At 41.5% G+C, this 16,316-nt stretch carries 17 protein-coding genes; 14 read left to right on the top strand and 3 right to left on the bottom strand.

From position 1 onward, the window contains the following. Positions 1–73 precede the first annotated feature (73 nt). From K4I03_RS04140 to lacG, 13 genes are all read left to right on the top strand, one after another. Positions 74–529, top strand: coding sequence for a DUF3290 family protein (locus tag K4I03_RS04140; RefSeq protein WP_227963826.1), 456 nt, complete (start codon positions 74–76; stop codon positions 527–529). Then, entirely contained in the window at positions 526–1,158 is a 633-nt protein-coding gene (locus K4I03_RS04135; protein ID WP_002916954.1) for a DUF421 domain-containing protein, read from the top strand. The genes K4I03_RS04140 and K4I03_RS04135 overlap by 4 nt, the downstream gene beginning before the upstream one ends. 127 nt (positions 1,159–1,285) lie before the next feature. After that, the gene (metG, locus tag K4I03_RS04130) at positions 1,286–3,283 is read left to right on the top strand and encodes a methionine--tRNA ligase (RefSeq protein ID WP_227963825.1); all 1,998 of its coding nucleotides are present in this window, start codon (positions 1,286–1,288) and stop codon (positions 3,281–3,283) included. Between the two features lie 177 nt (positions 3,284–3,460). Next, entirely contained in the window at positions 3,461–4,726 is a 1,266-nt protein-coding gene (locus K4I03_RS04125; RefSeq protein WP_227963824.1) for a DUF6287 domain-containing protein, read from the top strand. 141 nt (positions 4,727–4,867) lie between these two features. Continuing rightward, the gene (locus tag K4I03_RS04120; RefSeq protein WP_227963823.1) at positions 4,868–5,623 is read left to right on the top strand and encodes a DeoR/GlpR family DNA-binding transcription regulator; all 756 of its coding nucleotides are present in this window, start codon (positions 4,868–4,870) and stop codon (positions 5,621–5,623) included. A gap of 204 nt (positions 5,624–5,827) precedes the next feature. Continuing rightward, on the top strand, positions 5,828–6,253 hold the full coding sequence (gene lacA, locus K4I03_RS04115) for a galactose-6-phosphate isomerase subunit LacA (RefSeq protein WP_009659075.1): 426 nt from the start codon (positions 5,828–5,830) through the stop codon (positions 6,251–6,253). Between the two features lie 16 nt (positions 6,254–6,269). Continuing rightward, positions 6,270–6,785, top strand: a complete 516-nt coding sequence (gene lacB / locus K4I03_RS04110) for a galactose-6-phosphate isomerase subunit LacB (RefSeq protein WP_002894723.1) — start codon at positions 6,270–6,272, stop codon at positions 6,783–6,785. Positions 6,786–6,797: 12 nt separating this feature from the next. Further along, entirely contained in the window at positions 6,798–7,727 is a 930-nt protein-coding gene (locus K4I03_RS04105; protein WP_227963822.1) for a tagatose-6-phosphate kinase, read from the top strand. A gap of 3 nt (positions 7,728–7,730) precedes the next feature. Beyond that, positions 7,731–8,711, top strand: coding sequence for a tagatose-bisphosphate aldolase (gene lacD / locus K4I03_RS04100; RefSeq protein WP_227963821.1), 981 nt, complete (start codon positions 7,731–7,733; stop codon positions 8,709–8,711). 197 nt (positions 8,712–8,908) lie between these two features. Beyond that, positions 8,909–9,742, top strand: a complete 834-nt coding sequence (locus K4I03_RS04095; RefSeq protein WP_227963820.1) for a PRD domain-containing protein — start codon at positions 8,909–8,911, stop codon at positions 9,740–9,742. 45 nt (positions 9,743–9,787) lie between these two features. Next, positions 9,788–10,105, top strand: coding sequence for a PTS lactose/cellobiose transporter subunit IIA (locus tag K4I03_RS04090; RefSeq protein ID WP_002894735.1), 318 nt, complete (start codon positions 9,788–9,790; stop codon positions 10,103–10,105). Further along, on the top strand, positions 10,105–11,811 hold the full coding sequence (locus K4I03_RS04085) for a lactose-specific PTS transporter subunit EIIC (RefSeq protein ID WP_227963819.1): 1,707 nt from the start codon (positions 10,105–10,107) through the stop codon (positions 11,809–11,811). Before K4I03_RS04090 ends, K4I03_RS04085 begins: the two co-directional genes overlap by 1 nt. Before the next feature lie 86 nt (positions 11,812–11,897). Next, the gene (gene lacG / locus K4I03_RS04080) at positions 11,898–13,304 is read left to right on the top strand and encodes a 6-phospho-beta-galactosidase (protein WP_002899825.1); all 1,407 of its coding nucleotides are present in this window, start codon (positions 11,898–11,900) and stop codon (positions 13,302–13,304) included. Between the two features lie 59 nt (positions 13,305–13,363). On the opposite strand, the gene K4I03_RS04075 is transcribed toward lacG, so the two are convergent. Both K4I03_RS04075 and K4I03_RS04070 read right to left on the bottom strand, forming a co-directional pair. Next, the gene (locus tag K4I03_RS04075; protein WP_002894739.1) at positions 13,364–13,573 is read right to left on the bottom strand and encodes a helix-turn-helix domain-containing protein; all 210 of its coding nucleotides are present in this window, start codon (positions 13,571–13,573) and stop codon (positions 13,364–13,366) included. Between the two features lie 12 nt (positions 13,574–13,585). Then, the gene (locus K4I03_RS04070) at positions 13,586–14,113 is read right to left on the bottom strand and encodes a DUF2975 domain-containing protein (RefSeq protein ID WP_227963818.1); all 528 of its coding nucleotides are present in this window, start codon (positions 14,111–14,113) and stop codon (positions 13,586–13,588) included. Between the two features lie 285 nt (positions 14,114–14,398). Here K4I03_RS04070 and K4I03_RS04065 point away from each other — a divergent pair, with 285 nt between their 5' ends. Beyond that, positions 14,399–14,968, top strand: a complete 570-nt coding sequence (locus tag K4I03_RS04065; protein ID WP_227963817.1) for a hypothetical protein — start codon at positions 14,399–14,401, stop codon at positions 14,966–14,968. Between the two features lie 151 nt (positions 14,969–15,119). Here the strand turns inward: K4I03_RS04065 and K4I03_RS04060 are convergent, their stop codons facing one another. Beyond that, a complete protein-coding gene (locus tag K4I03_RS04060; protein WP_227963816.1) occupies positions 15,120–16,316 on the bottom strand; it encodes a ferredoxin reductase family protein in 1,197 nt (398 codons plus the stop codon).

The raw sequence follows: 16,316 nt of genomic DNA, 5'->3' as shown, positions 1-16,316 counted from the left end.
GTGATTGTAAGAAAGCTTGAAAAATAATGAAAATTTTTCTATAATTATCCTAGAAAAATAGAGGGAAGAAACCATGAAATTCTATTCTTATGATTATGTTTTGAGTCAGATTAGCCAGCAAAACTGGGTGTCAGTTGCACTTTCTGTCTTGCTGCTGCTTGTGACAGGATTTTTTGCTTTTAAGGCCTATCGCAATAAGCGCGATTCAAAATTCCGGGAATTAGCCATTATTTCTGTTTTGGCCTTAGTGGCTATGGTCTTGATTGGCATTAGCAATTTTCAGACTGACCAAGACTCTAACAACCAGTTTCAAACCTCTCTGCATTTTATTGAGGTCATTTCAGAAGATTTGGGTGTGGATAAGTCGGAGGTCTATGTCAATACTTCAGCCGCGACGGATGGAGCGATTTTGAAGGTCGGAAAGAACTTTTATCGGGCTATGAGCGGCAGTGAGCCGGATAAATATCTGCTTGAAAAAATTAACTTGCATAAGACGACAGATATAGAAATAGTGGAGGTTGAAAAATGACATTGAATTTTCTTGAAATCCTAATTAAACTAGCGCTGGGGCTTTTCTCACTAGTTTTTGTCATCAACGTGACGGGAAAAGGAAATCTGGCGCCTAATTCAGCGATCGACCAGATTCAAAACTATGTTCTTGGTGGTATTATCGGTGGGGTGATTTACAATAGCTCCATTAACATCCTCCAGTATGCGGTCATTCTCATCATGTGGACCATCCTGGTCTTAAGCCTGAAGTGGCTCAATAACAATGTCCGTGCGGTCAAGCATTTGATTGATGGTAAGCCGACAACGTTGATTAAGCATGGAGAACTGAGTCCCGAAGCCTGCCGTTCTGTTGGTCTTTCAGCAGCAGATGTAGCTTTGAAGTTGCGCAGCCAAGGTATTTTCCAGCTCAAGCAGGTCAAGAGAGCAGTTTTGGAGCAAAACGGCCAACTCATCATCGTACAGGCTGGTGAAGAGAATCCTAAATATCCCCTTATCACAGATGGTGTTGTCCAAATTGATATTCTGGAGTCTATTGATAAAACAGAAGAGTGGCTGGTGGAGAGACTAGCTAAAGATGGTTATACTGATATTTCTAACATCTTCATCGCAGAATACGAAAGCGGCAATTTGAATGTTGTGACCTATTAAACCTAGAATATTTTCTAGGTTTTTTAATTGATTTGAATGTTAATGAATGTCTTTTCGCAAACTGAACAAAATATGATATAATGAAGTGCTATTAAAAAAGGTTTCATTAGCCTTGAAAGGATTAAAAATGACTGAAAAACAATCGTTTTATATTACAACCCCTATCTACTATCCGAGCGGTAAACTCCACATCGGGTCTGCCTATACGACCATTGCTTGTGATGTTCTGGCTCGCTACAAGCGTCTCATGGGCTACGATGTTTTCTATCTGACTGGCCTTGACGAGCATGGACAGAAGATTCAGCAAAAAGCTGAAGAAGCTGGTATCAGTCCTCAAGCTTATGTCGATGGGATGGCAGTTGGGGTCAAGGAACTCTGGAAACTGCTGGATATTTCTTACGATAAATTTATCCGGACGACAGATGACTACCACGAAAAGGTTGTAGCCGATGTCTTTGAACGTCTCCTAGCTCAAGACGATATCTACTTGGGTGAATATTCAGGATGGTATTCTGTATCAGACGAGGAATTCTTCACAGAAAGCCAGCTGGCTGAAGTCTTCCGTGATGAAAATGGAAAAGTAACCGGCGGAATTGCGCCATCTGGACATGAAGTGGAGTGGGTATCAGAAGAGTCTTATTTCCTCCGTCTCAGCAAGTACCAAGACCGCTTGGTAGAATTTTTTAAATCTCATCCAGACTTTATCACACCAGACGGACGTCTCAATGAAATGCTGAAAAACTTCATTGAGCCAGGTCTGGAAGACTTGGCCGTATCTCGGACGACCTTTACTTGGGGCGTGCCTGTGCCATCTAACCCTAAACACGTTGTCTATGTCTGGATTGATGCTCTGCTCAACTATGCGACTGCTCTTGGCTACGGTCAGGATGATTATGCTAACTACGATAAATTCTGGAATGGAACAGTCTTCCACATGGTGGGCAAGGACATTCTGCGTTTCCACTCTATCTACTGGCCAATCCTGCTCATGATGCTGGATATTAAGCTGCCTGACCGCTTGATTGCCCACGGTTGGTTTGTCATGAAGGATGGTAAGATGTCCAAGTCCAAGGGCAATGTGGTCTATCCTGAAATGCTGGTAGAACGCTATGGTTTGGATGCCCTGCGTTATTACCTCATGCGCAGTCTTCCTGTTGGTTCAGACGGAACGTTCACACCTGAGGACTATGTGGGTCGTATCAACTACGAGTTAGCTAATGACCTTGGAAACCTGCTCAACCGTACTGTTTCTATGATTAACAAGTACTTTGACGGTCAAGTGCCAGCCTACGAAGAGAATGTAACGGATTTTGACGGAGCTCTGGCTCAGGTGGCAGCTCAATCTATCGCTGACTACTACAAATATATGGATGCAGTAGACTACCCACGCGCTCTAGAAGCAGTCTGGACGCTCATCTCCCGCACCAATAAATACATCGATGAAACTGCTCCTTGGGTTTTAGCTAAGGATGAAGCCAAGGTCAAAGAACTGGCAGCGGTTATGAGCCACTTGGCAGCCAGCCTTCGTGTTGTGGCACACATGATTGAGCCTTTCATGATGGAAACGAGCAAGGCTGTCCTCAGTCAACTTGGCTTGCCTCAAGCAGCTTCGCTGGAAAACCTAGCAATTGACCAACTCCCAGCAGGCCTGATAGTTGTAGAAAAAGGAACACCAATCTTCCCACGTCTGGATATGGAAGAAGAAATTGCCTATATCAAGGGACAAATGGAAGGTAACAAATCTGAGGTTGAAAAAGAATGGAAGCCTGAAGAAGTCGAGCTCAAACTTAACCGCAAGGAAATCAAGTTTGACGACTTCGATAAGGTGGAAATCCGTGTCGCAGAAGTCAAAGAGGTTTCTAAAGTTGAAGGTTCTGATAAGCTTCTTCAGTTCCGCTTGGATGCAGGAGACGGTGAGGACCGCCAAATCCTCTCTGGTATTGCTAAATACTATCCAAACGAGCAAGAACTGGTCGGTAAGAAAGTCCAAATCGTAGCCAACCTCAAACCGCGCAAAATGATGGGCCGCATCAGTCAAGGTATGATTCTATCAGCCGAGCACGGCGACCAACTGACTCTCCTTACTGTGGACGAGAAAGTCCCAAATGGCAGTTTGATTGGATAACAAGCTTTTATCTAATGACAATCCCCCAGCAGGAGGCTGCTGGGGGATTTATTAGTATTTTCTATTTAGAAATAACTCATATATTTATTTTAAGGATTTACAATTCAAAATCAAAAAGTTATAATGACATTGGTTTTATAAGGGAGTTAAAAATTATTAAATGAATCGGAGGGAAATATGAGAAAAAGTTACAGGGGAACAAATAGAGTTAAAAAACAGAAATTTATATTTTGGGGTTCTATTATTTTTATAACTATCCTAGGCTTAGTTTGTTTTTTTGTCTATAAGCAATATAGTTCGAAAAATACTAAAGAAGTTAGTGAACATATATATAGTTCGGATAAAGTTGATATTACAGGGGAGTATATTTCTAATACTGGCAGTAAAGCTGTAATTAGTTCCCTTGATCATAAGTGGAAAATAGACTATCAAACCTCCGATGGTAAGGTTTCTGGTATTTTTGAGACTAGTTGGAAAGAAGAGGAAAAGAAAAAAACATCTACTAGCAAAATGAAAAAATCTGATGGTTATGATAGTTTTAATATTACTATTGAAGTATTTGATGAGAAATCTAAACTTGTTACAGTTACTTTATCTGATGGTGATTTGAACCATGAAATGATATTTTCCAATCAAAAAGATTTTTTTAAATCAGATAATGCCAAAGACCAGGACTTAGTACTCAAGGGGAACTTATCTTCATTTGACGGTGTTTATTCCAATGACGATTTGGAACAATCAATAGCTGATTCAGGATTTACTTTGTATGCATATAAGCCTGAAGATTATTTTCAAAATCGAACCAGTGTATTCCCAAGAATTACTGGAAAAGGCAATGATTGGAATTTTTGGAGTGGCTCTTCTCATATGCAATATAAGTTGAATGAGAATAAACTGCCTAGAAAAATAGGAGATTATTATGAAGCATACTTTATTGGAGTAAACCAAATAGCTGTAGAGGGTAAAGAAATTTCAGTGTTATTGGTTCCAGAAAATATTGAAGGACCAAATGGAGATATTAGCTCAGAAAAAAGAATAATATTTGATCAAACAAATCAAATTAGTTTTAGAGAATATCAAGATAAGTGGTGGGAAAAATATACTACTGACTCAGTAGAGAAACAAGATTTGGACATTGAATCCATTATGAAAGGTGATTATGCGACTTTAGCAGGTGTCTGGAAAAATGGAGAAGGTCTGGAAGTAATTATATCCGCAGATGGAAAAACGAACAGAAATGAGAGTATCTCACCAAATTCGATTTCCAATTCTAAGTTTCCAACACTCAACATTCGGTCAGGGAATTCAGGGGCTATGATTGCTTTATTTAAAATTGGCTTTAGAAATCCGTATGGTGATCAATCTGATAGTAGTAGACCGAGATTAGTTTTTGGTCAGAATATCGGAAATGTCCCTGCTGATCAATACTACTATAAAGAGTAGGAAAAATTAAAAATCCGAGAACAGTAACTATTTCTGTTCTCGGATTTTATATCACATTTTGTTTAAAACAAACAAATAATATGGAAAAAAACAGAAAAATGAGTTATAATAAACAAAACTAGAGTGTAGAGAGGGAATAGTATGGGTAAAAATCAGAGACAGGACGAAATAGTTAAACTGGTTGATCGAGTTGGGACAGTGACGGTTGCTGAGATTGTAGAGAGTATGAAGGTTTCAGACATGACGGTTCGGCGGGACTTGATTGAGCTGGAAAGTAAAGGGCTGCTGACTCGAGTTCATGGTGGGGCTAAAAGTAATCAGCACCTCAAGTACAGAGAAATCCCTCATGAAGAGAAGCTTTATCAGAATATCGAGGCCAAGCGGACTGTTGCCAAGAAGGCTGTGGAGCTGATTGAAGATGGCGATACTATTTTTCTTGGACCGGGGACTTCTGTGGAAGTGCTGGCTGAGGAAATCACCAATCAGAATCTGCGCGTGATTACCAACTGCCTTCCGATTTTTCATGATCTTCTGAAGAAGAAGTCGGATACCTTCAAAGTCTTTCTCCTTGGTGGGGAGATGCGGGAAGCGACTCAAGCCTTTGTCGGCGAGATGACCAATGCCATCATGGATAAGATGTACTTTACTAAGATGTTTTTCAGCGGCAATGGTATCAAAAATGGTCAGATTATGACCTCTTCTTTTGAAGAAGCCTACACTCAGAAGCTGGCTTTGGAGCGCTCGACAGAGACTTACCTACTGATTGATTCTTCTAAGATTGGCAAGGAAGATTTCACTTCTATCTGTCCTTTGGCTGATATTACAGCTGTTATCACAGACCAGATGTCTGAAAATGCTCAAGAAGAACTGGAAGTCTATACCAAGATTATTTCCTAGATTATTTTAAATGAATGAAAAAAATCAGAAAGCTCTTTTTAGGGCTTTTTTGTTTATTTTAATCATCTTTAAAAATATTTTGATTAAAATAAACAAAAAATGTTGACAAATAACTTTTAAAGGAGTATAGTATGCTTATAGGAAACAGAAAGTGTTTTTTATAAACAATATTCTGTGCAAAAAATCAAACAAAGGAGAATGCTCATGGCAATTATTATTGGAGCAGATGCTGCTGGAAGCAAGCTGAAAGATGTGGTCAAGGATTTTCTCGTCGGAGAAAACTTTGAAGTGGTGGATGTGACGAAAGAAGGTCAAGATTTTGTTGATGTGACCCTTGCAGTTGCGGCTGAGGTGAATAAACAAGAGGAGAATCTTGGTATTGTCATTGACGCTTATGGAGCTGGTCCATTCATGGTAGCGACCAAAATCAAAGGCATGGTTGCGGCAGAAGTCTCAGATGAACGCTCTGCCTACATGACTCGTGGTCATAACAACTCTCGCATGATTACAATGGGAGCTGAAATCGTTGGTGAAGGGCTAGCTAAGAACATTGCCAAAGGCTTTGTCAATGGAAAATATGACGGCGGTCGCCACCAAATCCGAGTTGATATGCTCAACAAGATGTGCTAAGAAAAGGAGAAATCAAATGAAAATTGCAATTGGATGTGACCATATCGTTACCAATGAAAAAATGGCAGTCTCAGATTTTCTAAAATCAAAAGGCTATGAAGTTCTTGATTTTGGTACCTATGACCATACACGTACTCACTACCCAATCTTTGGTAAAAAAGTAGGGGAGGCAGTCGTTAGTGGACAAGCTGATCTTGGTGTTTGTATCTGTGGTACAGGTGTCGGTATCAACAACGCTGTAAATAAAGTTCCTGGTGTTCGTTCAGCTTTGGTACGTGACATGACTTCAGCTCTCTATGCTAAGGAAGAACTCAACGCGAATGTTATTGGTTTTGGTGGAAAAATTACTGGTGAGCTCCTCATGTGTGATATCATTGAAGCTTTCATCCATGCGGAATATAAACCAACCGAAGAAAACAAGAAGCTGATTGCTAAGATTGAGCACGTTGAGACTCACAATGCTCATCAAACAGATGCCAACTTCTTTACAGAATTTCTTGAAAAATGGGATCGTGGAGAGTACCACGATTAGTGAGGTAGCTAGATGATTCTTACAGTGACCATGAATCCTTCTATCGATATTTCCTATCCCTTAGAAGAATTGAAAATTGATACTGTTAATCGTGTTTCAGAAGTCAGTAAAACAGCAGGCGGAAAGGGTCTCAACGTAACCAGGGTCTTGGCAGAAATTGGAGACAATGTCGCTGCGACGGGACTGATTGGTGGGACTAATGGAGAGTTCTTATTACAAAACCTTCATCCTAATGTTAGACAATGCTTTTATAACATTTCGGGAGATACGAGAAACTGTATTGCTATCTTACACGAAGGTAAACAAACAGAAATCCTGGAAGCCGGTCCGACTATTACAGCGGATGAGGCAAGGGATTTTCAAGAGCACTTCCGGTCTTTGATGTCTGAGGCAGATGTTGTCAGTATCTCGGGCAGTCTGCCAGCGGGCCTGCCGACAGAATACTATATCCAGCTGATTGAAATGGCTAATCAAGCTGGTAATAAGGTGGTGCTGGATTGCTCTGGAGCTGCTCTGGAAGCTGTGCTCAAATCAGATGTCAAACCAACTGCCATCAAACCTAATAATGAGGAACTTTCTCAGTTGTTGGGTCGCGACGTTTCCAAAGATTTGGATGAATTAAAAGCTGTCCTTTCAGAACCGCTATTTGAAGGAATCGAGTGGATCATCGTATCACTCGGTGCAGATGGCGCTTTTGCCAAACACTGGGACACTTTCTATAAAGTGGATATTCCTAAAATCCAAGTGGTCAATCCAGTTGGCTCTGGGGACTCAACTGTTGCAGGGATTTCTTCGGCTTTGAGTCTTCGGTTAGATGATGCTTCCTTATTGAAGAAAGCAAATGTTTTGGGCATGCTCAATGCCCAAGAAAAAATGACTGGACATGTCAATGTTGAAAACTACGACGTCCTATACAATCAAATCACAGTAAAAGAGGTATAAAGAATGGTATTAACAGAACAAAAACGTAAGTACATGGAAAAACTTTCTGATGAGAATGGAATCATTTCTGCCTTGGCATTTGACCAACGTGGTGCTTTGAAACGCCTCATGGCTCAACACCAGGAAGCAGAACCAACAGTAGCTCAAATGGAAGAACTGAAAGTTTTGGTCGCAGAAGAGCTGACTCCTTACGCTTCGTCTATGCTGCTGGATCCTGAGTATGGACTGCCTGCTACTAAAGCTTTGGACAAGAATGCAGGCTTGCTATTGGCCTATGAAAAGACAGGCTATGATACTTCTAGCACCAAGCGCCTGCCAGACTGTCTAGATGTTTGGTCAGCAAAACGCATCAAAGAACAAGGTGCGGATGCGGTGAAATTCCTTCTTTACTATGATGTAGACAGCTCTGACGAACTTAACCAGCAAAAGCAGGCTTATATCGAGCGTGTGGGTTCAGAGTGTGTGGCAGAAGATATTCCTTTCTTCCTTGAAATCTTGGCATACGATGAAAAGATTGCGGATGCAGGTTCTGCAGAATACGCCAAAGTAAAACCACATAAGGTTATCGGTGCTATGAAGGTCTTCTCAGATCCACGTTTCAACATTGATGTCTTGAAAGTGGAAGTACCAGTCAATGTTAAATACGTTGAAGGCTTTGGCGATGGTGAAGTGGTGCATACTAAAGGACAAGCTGCTGCCTTCTTCAAGGAACAGGATGAGGCAACGAACTTGCCATACATCTACTTGAGTGCGGGTGTATCTGCGAAACTTTTCCAAGAAACCCTTGTGTTCGCTCATGAGTCAGGTGCCAACTTCAACGGCGTTCTTTGCGGACGTGCGACTTGGGCTGGCAGTGTCAAAGACTACATTGAGCAAGGTGAAGAAGCAGCTCGCAAGTGGCTTCGTACAACAGGATTTGAAAATATTGATGAGCTCAACAAGGTTCTTCAAAAAACAGCTACCTCTTGGAAAGAAAGAGTCTAAAATTTGTTAAAAAATAAATAAAGTAAGGGTTTACATTCTGAGACTGATATGCTATAATGAAATCAGAAATTGAATAGGGTGAGCGTTACTAAGTTAGATTAGGCGTGACCGCAAATAAATTGAGGGAAGATAGTAGCCTCTGTTTGTTTGTGGTCTTTTTGTTTTGCCAGAACCCTAGAAAATGAAGAGGAGGAGATATGTATCGAATCATACATCCTATGAACAACAATGTTGCTCTAGCCAAACATGAAAATGGTGAAGAGGTTGTTCTGATTGGCAGTGGCATAGCTTTTAATAAAAAGAAGGGTGACATCGTTCTGGAAAGTAAGATTGAGAAAATCTTTCGCCTAAGAACGGAAGAGTCTAAAGAAAACTTTGTGGCCTTGCTCAAAGATGTTCCACTAGACTTTATCACAGTAACCTATGATGTGATTGACACCCTTTCTAAGAAGTATGATTACCCTGTCCAGGAGTATATCTATGTCACGCTGACGGATCACATCTACTGTTCTTATCAGGCTCTACAGCAGGGGCGGTACAAGGAGAGTGACCTGCCAGATGCTTCGGACAAATACCCTGTCCCTTATCAGATTGCTCAGGAAGCGGTAGCGATATACCGCGAGCGGTTGTTGGATCATTTCCCTAGCGACGAGGTCAATCGCATTGCCTATCACTTTATCAATGCTGAAGGGGAGACCAATCCTGAGGGGCAAAGTCACTTGGGCAAGCGAAAAGATATTCTGGCTGCTGTTGAGGCAGAGCTGAAGAAAAATGGCATTAAAAGAAGTGCAGAAAACAGCAACTTTTATGACCGTTTTATGATTCACCTGAACTACTTTTTGGACTATCTGGACAGAAGCCGTGATGACAATGTTTCCCTGCTCGAAATGGAAAGTCAGATCCAAATGACCTACCCTCAAGCCTATCAGGTCGGAAGTGATATTTACCACATCATTGCCCAGAAGACGGGAACTGATCTCTACCGCAGCGAACGGGTTTACCTGGTGCTGCATATTCAACGCCTTTTATAATAAAAAATAATAAAATTTCACATAAGAATACAAGGAGGAACTCTCATGAATAGAGAAGAAGTAACATTGCTCGGTTTTGAAATTGTGGCCTACGCTGGTGACGCTCGCTCCAAGCTCCTGGAAGCATTGAAAGCCGCAGAGGCTGGGGATTTTGCTAAGGCAGATGCCTTGGTAGAAGAAGCCAATGGTTGCATCGCTGAAGCTCACCATGCTCAGACCAGTCTCTTGACAAAAGAAGCGGCTGGTGAGGACTTGGCTTACAGTGTGACCATGATGCACGGCCAAGACCACCTAATGACTACCATTTTGCTAAAAGACATGATGCACCATTTGATTGAACTATACAAAAGAGGAGTAAAATAATGAACAAACTCATCGGACTTATTGAGAAAGGGAAGCCTTTCTTTGAGAAGATTTCTCGGAATATCTATCTCCGTGCTATTCGGGATGGCTTTATCGCTGGCATGCCAGTCATCCTCTTCTCATCTATCTTTATTTTGATTGCCTATGTGCCAAATGCTTGGGGCTTCCACTGGTCAAAGGACATTGAAACTTTCCTAATGACCCCTTATAGCTATTCGATGGGGATTCTGGCTTTCTTTGTGGGTGGGACCACTGCTAAGGCGCTGACAGACTCTGTCAATCGCGACCTGCCTGCGACAAACCAGATTAACTTCTTGTCTACTATGCTGGCTTCTATGGTCGGCTTCCTCCTCATGGCAGCTGAGCCTGCCAAGGAAGGTGGCTTCCTGACTGCCTTCATGGGGACCAAAGGTCTTTTGACAGCCTTTATCGCAGCCTTCGTTACGGTTAATGTCTACAAGGTTTGTGTGAAAAATAATGTCACAATCCGCATGCCGGAAGAAGTTCCACCAAATATCTCGCAAGTATTTAAAGACTTGATTCCATTCACTGTTTCAGTCGTTCTGCTCTACGGTTTGGAGCTGCTTGTTAAAGCAAGTCTGGGAGTGACGGTTGCTGAATCCATCGGAACACTTCTCGCTCCGCTCTTCTCAGCAGCTGACGGCTATCTGGGAATCACTCTTATCTTTGGTGCTTATGCTTTCTTCTGGTTTGTGGGAATTCACGGTCCGTCTATCGTTGAGCCTGCCATTGCTGCCATTACTTATGCCAATATCGATGCCAACTTGGCTCTGGTACAAGCTGGTCAGCATGCGGATAAGGTCATCACTTCTGGTACTCAAATGTTCATCGTTACCATGGGTGGTACTGGTGCGACCTTGATTGTTCCATTCCTCTTCATGTGGATTTGTAAGTCCGAGCGTAACCGTGCGATTGGACGGGCATCTGTTGTCCCAACTTTCTTTGGTGTCAATGAGCCTATTCTCTTTGGAGCACCAATCGTTCTGAATCCGATTTTCTTTATTCCATTTATCTTTGCTCCTATCGCAAACGTATGGATTTTCAAATTCTTTGTTGATACGTTAAACATGAACTCCTTCTCAGCCAACCTTCCTTGGGTGACACCTGGACCTCTGGGAATTGTGCTGGGTACCAACTTCCAGCTTCTGTCATTTGTTCTTGCAGCCCTTCTGGTAGTGGTGGATGTGATTATTTACTATCCATTTGTCAAGGTTTATGACGAACAAATCCTAGAAGAAGAACGTTCCGGCAAAGCTAACGATGCTCTTAAAGAAAAAGTAGCAGCTAACTTTAATACTGCTAAAGCAGACGCTATCCTTGAAAAAGCAGGAGTGGATGAAGAAGCTACAGCTCAAAACAATATTAGCGAAGAAACCAATGTTCTGGTGCTCTGTGCAGGTGGTGGTACTAGTGGATTGCTGGCTAACGCTTTGAATAAAGCAGCAGCTGAATACAATGTTCCTGTGAAAGCAGCAGCGGGTGGCTACGGTGCTCACCGTGAAATGCTGCCTGAGTTTGACCTGGTTATCCTGGCTCCTCAAGTTGCCTCCAACTTTGAAGACATGAAGGCGGAAACAGATAAATTAGGCATCAAGCTAGCTAAGACTGAAGGTGGCCAATACATCAAGCTCACTCGTGATGGCAAAGGAGCACTGGCCTTCGTTCAGGAGCAATTTAACAACTAATTTGTTAGTTCATTTGAGGTGAAGCAAAGTTCAATTCCCCTGTTACTTACTTGTTTCACCTCAAAGACTATTGAAAGGAAAATAAGATGACAAAAAGCTTACCTAAAGATTTTATTTTCGGCGGTGCAACAGCGGCCTATCAAGCTGAGGGAGCAACCCACACAGATGGAAAAGGACCTGTTGCCTGGGATAAATACCTTGAAGATAACTACTGGTATACAGCAGAACCTGCCAGCGACTTTTACCATAAATACCCTGTGGATCTGAAATTGGCTGAAGAGTATGGTGTCAATGGTATTCGGATTTCCATTGCTTGGTCACGGATTTTCCCGACAGGATATGGCGAGGTCAATCCAAAAGGTGTGGAATTTTACCATAATCTTTTCGCAGAATGCCACAAACGCCATGTAGAACCTTTTGTGACCCTTCACCACTTTGATACACCAGAGGCTCTTCATTCAAATGGCGATTTCCTCAATCGGGAAAATATTGAGCACTTTGTAGACTATGCGGCTTTCTGTTTTGAAGAATTTCCAGAAGTTCGCTATTGGACGACTTTCAATGAAATTGGCCCTATTGGCGATGGCCAGTACTTAGTTGGAAAATTCCCTCCAGGTATCCAGTATGACTTGGCCAAGGTTTTCCAATCCCATCATAACATGATGGTCTCTCATGCCCGTGCTGTTAAGCTCTATAAGGACAAGGGATACAAGGGTGAAATCGGTGTCGTTCATGCACTTCCGACAAAATATCCTTACGATCCAGAAAATCCAGCAGATGTCAGAGCAGCAGAGTTGGAAGATATTATTCATAACAAATTTATCCTAGATGCGACTTATCTGGGACACTATTCAGATGTAACTCTGGCAGGAGTGAATCATATCCTTAAGGTCAATGGTGGCCAGCTGGATCTGCGAGATGAAGACTTTGCAGCTTTAGAAGCAGCTAAAGACCTCAATGACTTCCTTGGCATCAACTACTATATGAGTGACTGGATGCGCGACTTTGACGGTGAAACAGAAATTATCCATAACGGAAAAGGCGAAAAGGGAAGCTCCAAGTACCAGATTAAGGGTGTAGGGCGTAGAGAATCTCCAACCCATATACCAAAAACTGATTGGGATTGGATTATCTATCCGCAAGGTCTCTATGACCAGATCATGCGGATTAAGAAAGATTATCCAAACTACAAGAAGATTTATATCACAGAAAATGGTCTGGGTTATAAAGATGAATTTGTGGACAATACGGTTTACGACGATGCTCGGATTGATTACGTCAAGCAGCATCTGGAAGTTTTATCCGATGCGATTGCGGACGGGGCTAATGTCAAGGGCTACTTTATCTGGTCTCTGATGGATGTCTTTTCTTGGTCTAACGGTTATGAAAAACGCTACGGCTTATTCTACGTAGACTTTGAAACGCAGGAACGCTATCCGAAGAAATCCGCTCACTGGTATAAGAAACTAGCTGAAACACAAATGATTGAATAGAAAAGTAAAACAAAACTCCCATCCTTAGCTAAATAAAATCGACTAGGACGGGAGTTTTTTTATTCTTCATCATCTGTAAATTCTAAGATGTCTCCAGGCTGGCAATCAAGGGCCTGACAGATAGCATTGAGGGTGCTAAAGCGGATAGCCTTAGCCTTGCCTGTTTTGAGGATGGAAAGGTTGGCGTTTGTGATGCCGATGATATCGGCTAGTTCTCCCAGTTTCATCTTTTTCTTGGCCAGCTGAACATCAAGATTAACGATAATCATGATAGCAGCCTCCTAGATAGTAAATTCATTTTCTTCAGCTATATCAATTCCCTTTTCCAGAATTTTCATCATCAGCCAAATAATCAGAGCGCCCAAGAGAGGTGTAAAGCTCATACTGGCGTTAAAAGAGAAGGGGAGGGCGATGGGATTGCCTGATGCAGCAACCTTAACGGAAAGAAAGGTCAGAGCCAGAAATACTTTCCACGCCTTATCAGCTAGTTGCGTGTTTGATGAATCAAAAATCTTTCCACCAATCAAATTTTTGATGAAATTACGAGCAAGATAGATGAGATAAATAGTCAAAGAAGCTGTGAGAAGATTTATAACAAAGGCTAAAATACTCCACAAATTTGAAAAATCAGCTGAGGGCAGAAATTGAACATTGAGCTTCATTCCCAACCTGTCGGAAAGACTGGTGTAAGAAATCACACTTAGGATAGTAAGAAAGACCAGAATAGCAGCATAACCCACTATGATAAGATTCAGTAGAGTAACGATATCTTTGAGCAAAGAGTTATTTTTTAATTCAATCTTTTTCATGATGCTTACCTCTATCGAAAATCAGCCGGCAGTAGATTTTCTTTTCCTTTTATTCTTATTATAATCTATTTTTTATTGTATTTCAAGAAAAATATATCGAAAAACGATAAAAATATATACCCTTTTATCATAAAAGTAGTTGCTTGTTTTTAATACTATAAAGTTTTCAAATTAATTCAAGGAGGAAAAATAGGAATTTTTGATTTCTTTAAAAAACAGTCAGATTTTTGACAGCACTTTAGTTTTATTCTATAATGAAATTACTTTTTATTTAAGGAGACAAAAATGAAAAAAATTTTTTCAGCCAGCGTGGCTCTTTTAGCAGCAGTTACCTTAGCAGCATGTTCAAATAATCATTCATCCGTTACTTCTAAATCTTCAGAAAGCAAGGCTGCTTCTAGCTCAGTTAAAAAGTCTTCAAAATCAAGCAGTAAAGCAAGTAACTCAAGCAGTTCAAGTACTTCAAGTACTTCGTCAAGTGCCAATTTAGAAACGCCTGACTTTGTCTTGGTTACAGACGAAGAAATCGCTAACGCAACAACAATTGGTGACTTGAAAACCGTGTACAATAAGCTTGCGGATAATTACATCAAATATAGTGGAGAAATTAGAGAAAAACTCCCTGAGTCTGAAAGAGCAGATTTTGACAAAGAAGCGGAAGAAGGTTTGAAAGCTTTTGAGGAATCAAAACAGACTCTTAGTGATCAATTATCTCAGTATGGTTCAGATGATTTAGAAGTTCCAGCAGAGGTACGGGATCCGTTCCTGCAAAACTTAAAAGAGAAACGTGATAAACTGGTAAATGTTTTGAAAATGTCTTATCTGTTTGTTTCAAATATGCCTAAAAAACAGTAATATCAGCTATTGAAATTGTTCCTTATTCTCTGGAGAAGATTCTTCCGAATTAGGTAGACTTTCGAAGCTGTATCATGGTTCATTTCAATTTATTACTAGACAATAAAACATCAGGGGCAACCTTATCGTTGCTCCTGATGTTTTATACTCTTTATTTAAATTTAAAGCCTTCATAGACCAGATCTGCTTTAGGATTGGTCTTTTTAAATTCGTTGGCTAGTTTATCCATCATCTTGACAGGTCCGCACATGAAGACCGTGGTTTGGTCGTCCAAAGGATAATTCTTGAAGTCCAAATAGCCAGAGACCTTGCTATCGACCAAATGAAGGTCAAACTGCGGATTCTTGGCTGCGTAGTCTTTGAGTAGGTTTAGGTAAACAGCATTTTCTGCTCCGGTATAAGCATAGTAGAAGCTGACTGGACGATTCAGCTTAGGATTTTCACGGATATAGGAGATGAAGGGCGTAATGCCAATCCCACCAACAATCCAGATTTGTTTTTCCTGCCCTTGGTCAAGAATCATGTGGCCATAAGCTCGGTCAATGGTGACCTTAGTTCCCTCTTGGATCTTGTCATACAGTTTCTTAGTGTGGTCACCAGAGTTCTTGATGGTAAAGTAGACGATATTGTCATGGCCGCCAGAGATAGAGAAGGGATGTGGCGCTTTTTCAAATCCCTCTTGGAAAATCTTGACAAAGGCAAACTGCCCATACTGGTAGTCTAGCTTTTGACTAAGCTGGATCTTCAACTCCACGGTATCGTGGTTCAGCCGTTTGACCTGAGTGATTTTTCCCAGATGTCGAAAGGCCAAACTTTGATAGAGGAAGATGATATAAAAGCCAGAAGCTAAACCGATGATAGCGTAGAATCCGACTATGAAGCCCAGCAAGGTCGGTGTTAGGAGTCGACTGCCCATCAGCATATAAGCGTGAAAGAGGCCAAAGATATAGGCCAGATACACAAAGCGGTGAATCCAGCGCCAAGCCTCATATTTGATGTGCTTGCCGAGATAGGCCACCAGAACAATGCTGACAAAGAGATAGATGCCGACATTCCCAAGCTGGGCTGCCAGATGAGATCCCCATAGACTGCCGCCCATGGCAACATTGTGGAGAGCGAGCAGGACGACGGAAAAGATAGCTGTAAACTTATGATAGGCGTACATCTTTTCGATGCCATGGAACCATTTTTCCAAAAGGGCGTTCCGAGTCGCAAGTAAAAAGGTCAGCGAGAGGGTAGTCAAGGCCAGACCGGGTACGATAAAGTTGGTCATCCCAGCTGAAGCCCAAGCATAGATGGTCAGGATTATGCTGACAGCGATAAGAGCGATTCCTTTGATAGATTTCAT

The sequence above is a fragment of the Streptococcus sanguinis genome (assembly GCF_020729725.1).
Lineage (GTDB): Bacteria > Bacillota > Bacilli > Lactobacillales > Streptococcaceae > Streptococcus > Streptococcus sanguinis_V.
This window is presented reverse-complemented; position numbering and strand designations above follow the sequence as displayed.

Bases quoted from the DNA above. Each gene is read 5' to 3' on its own strand.
- K4I03_RS04140 (WP_227963826.1), top strand. From the start codon at position 74: ATGAAATTCTATTCTTATGATTATGTTTTGAGTCAGATTAGCCAGCAA.
- K4I03_RS04135 (WP_002916954.1), top strand. From the start codon at position 526: ATGACATTGAATTTTCTTGAAATCCTAATTAAACTAGCGCTGGGGCTT.
- metG (WP_227963825.1), top strand. From the start codon at position 1,286: ATGACTGAAAAACAATCGTTTTATATTACAACCCCTATCTACTATCCG.
- K4I03_RS04125 (WP_227963824.1), top strand. From the start codon at position 3,461: ATGAGAAAAAGTTACAGGGGAACAAATAGAGTTAAAAAACAGAAATTT.
- K4I03_RS04120 (WP_227963823.1), top strand. From the start codon at position 4,868: ATGGGTAAAAATCAGAGACAGGACGAAATAGTTAAACTGGTTGATCGA.
- lacA (WP_009659075.1), top strand. From the start codon at position 5,828: ATGGCAATTATTATTGGAGCAGATGCTGCTGGAAGCAAGCTGAAAGAT.
- lacB (WP_002894723.1), top strand. From the start codon at position 6,270: ATGAAAATTGCAATTGGATGTGACCATATCGTTACCAATGAAAAAATG.
- K4I03_RS04105 (WP_227963822.1), top strand. From the start codon at position 6,798: ATGATTCTTACAGTGACCATGAATCCTTCTATCGATATTTCCTATCCC.
- lacD (WP_227963821.1), top strand. From the start codon at position 7,731: ATGGTATTAACAGAACAAAAACGTAAGTACATGGAAAAACTTTCTGAT.
- K4I03_RS04095 (WP_227963820.1), top strand. From the start codon at position 8,909: ATGTATCGAATCATACATCCTATGAACAACAATGTTGCTCTAGCCAAA.
- K4I03_RS04090 (WP_002894735.1), top strand. From the start codon at position 9,788: ATGAATAGAGAAGAAGTAACATTGCTCGGTTTTGAAATTGTGGCCTAC.
- K4I03_RS04085 (WP_227963819.1), top strand. From the start codon at position 10,105: ATGAACAAACTCATCGGACTTATTGAGAAAGGGAAGCCTTTCTTTGAG.
- lacG (WP_002899825.1), top strand. From the start codon at position 11,898: ATGACAAAAAGCTTACCTAAAGATTTTATTTTCGGCGGTGCAACAGCG.
- K4I03_RS04075 (WP_002894739.1), bottom strand. From the start codon at position 13,573: ATGATTATCGTTAATCTTGATGTTCAGCTGGCCAAGAAAAAGATGAAA.
- K4I03_RS04070 (WP_227963818.1), bottom strand. From the start codon at position 14,113: ATGAAAAAGATTGAATTAAAAAATAACTCTTTGCTCAAAGATATCGTT.
- K4I03_RS04065 (WP_227963817.1), top strand. From the start codon at position 14,399: ATGAAAAAAATTTTTTCAGCCAGCGTGGCTCTTTTAGCAGCAGTTACC.
- K4I03_RS04060 (WP_227963816.1), bottom strand. From the start codon at position 16,316: ATGAAATCTATCAAAGGAATCGCTCTTATCGCTGTCAGCATAATCCTG.